Annotated in this window: 2 protein-coding genes; both read right to left on the bottom strand. The window is 59.1% G+C overall.

All coding sequences use genetic code 11. The features are described from left to right. Positions 1–5 precede the first annotated feature (5 nt). On the bottom strand, positions 6–560 hold the full coding sequence (locus tag ACZXDY_RS45760; RefSeq protein WP_028168808.1) for a peroxiredoxin: 555 nt from the start codon (positions 558–560) through the stop codon (positions 6–8). A gap of 581 nt (positions 561–1,141) precedes the next feature. Beyond that, positions 1,142–1,573 carry a DUF2478 domain-containing protein gene (locus tag ACZXDY_RS45765; RefSeq protein ID WP_464349991.1) on the bottom strand — a complete coding sequence of 144 codons (432 nt, stop codon included), beginning with the start codon at positions 1,571–1,573 and terminating at the stop codon, positions 1,142–1,144. Between the last annotated feature and the right edge of the window lie 193 nt (positions 1,574–1,766).

A 1,766-nucleotide genomic window follows, 5' to 3' on the forward strand; every position in this document is an offset into this window, starting at 1 on the left:
ATGCCTCAAGCAACCTTCAGCGTTTCGCCGCCGATCTCGCGGTTGCAGGGGCAGAGCTCGTCGGTCTGCAGAGCATCCAACACGCGCAGCGTGTCCTTCGGGTTTCGGCCGACATTGAGGTTGGTCGCGTAGACATGCTGGATCGTGTTGTCTGGGTCCGCGATGAATGTGTAGCGATAGGCGACGCCGTCCGGCGAACGCACTTCAAGACCATCGACCAGCCCGCCCTTGGTGTCGGCAAACTGCCAGATCGGCAGATGGTTCAGGTCCTTGTGTGAGCGTCGCCAAGCCAGCTTGCAGAACTCGTTGTCAGTCGAGCCGCCCAGCACAACCGCATCGCGGTCGGCGAAATCCTTCGACAGCCGGGCAAACTCGGCGATCTCGGTTGGGCAGACGAAGGTGAAATCCTTTGGGTAGAAGAAAATGATCTTCCATTTCCCAGGGAAGCTGTTTTCCGTCAGCGTCTCGAGCGCGCTCTGCCCGCTCTCTTCGTGCAGATGAAAACCGGGCTTCACGCCTGTGATTTCGAACGGCGGCAACTTACTTCCAATTCCAAGCATATCGTCCTCACAAGTTTGCTTCGCGCGGGAAGCGATGATCCCGGCCCCAAGTCAAGCAAGCGATGTGCCAGGAGATCTCGCGGTTCAACTGGCGGAAATGCGACAATCGGATGCTCGCCGCGGCGATATCTCGGTCCGTAATTGGGCAGAATGGGCCATTATCTTACATCGATAACGGAGCATGATGCCGTGCGCATGCGGCAGCTTGCGTGCGCGCGAAAGCCATGCGCGCAACTTAAGAGGCCGTACAATCTTGGGCCTTGATAAAATGAACCTACCGCGGCAAATCCTGCTAGGCCGCATGATCACCCTTAACGAGGCGCACGAGGACCACTCACGTGACGTGGAGCGGAAGCCGGCAGTGACGGCTTTTTTCCATCGATCGTGGTGGATAATCTCGGGGCAAGATCGGCGATGCTCTCTCGGCCGTGATGAAGCTGCCGGATGGAATCATCACTAAATCGTCGTGACCGGATGGATTGCGCGGATGCGCGGCGGCGGGCGATGTCGCGCCATCATCCCTCTACGACCTGGCGCTCGCACCACAGCGTTATGCCGACATCCCGGTGAAAGTCCGCGAGTCAGCAAGGCATTTTTCCGGACGGTGGTGAGGAATGGCACGCTAGCGATGACCGCATCGACAAATTCGTCCCCCGGCCGGGGCTCCTGCTCGGAGAATTGTTAATCACGAGGAGATCGACGCGCCGCTTGGTCGCGCGGGCCACTACAACTGCGGCGTCGGCAAACCCACTAGCATCAAGCTTGCAGGATATGGCGCCGCTGCCGAGTGGCTGGCAGATCGAAATCTCGTGCCCTGTCGCAATGTCGAGCGCGACCATGGTTTTTATGCCGTCGCGCCCTTCAGTTTTTTCTGAACAAAACCGATGACGTGCGCGCCTTGTCGCATGAGACTCCTGGGCTAAGTCGGCGAGCAGCTTATAAGCATCCTGTTCCGACCGGTGGAGGATTGCCGCAACGCGCTTCGGATCGATGTCCGCGAGGGTGGTGATCATGGGCGTGATCCTCTAATTGCTCGTTTCGCGCTTTGTCGGCGCGGGACGCGCGATACCTACTCTGGCGCTTCAGGGCCGTGAACCAGCGAGACGCCCTTTGGCCTGGACGAATATACCGATTCCAAATCGAGCCTTAGGCATAGCGAGCGGCGCGTTATGCCGCCGTGCTGGAGATCGCTGCCCACACCTCTAG

Source organism: Bradyrhizobium sp. LeoB3, assembly GCF_055456055.1.

What these genes read in the sequence shown, in the direction of transcription:
- ACZXDY_RS45760 (WP_028168808.1), bottom strand. Translation starts at nt 560, where the DNA reads ATGCTTGGAATTGGAAGTAAGTTGCCGCCGTTCGAAATCACAGGCGTG.
- ACZXDY_RS45765 (WP_464349991.1), bottom strand. Translation starts at nt 1,573, where the DNA reads ATGATCACCACCCTCGCGGACATCGATCCGAAGCGCGTTGCGGCAATC.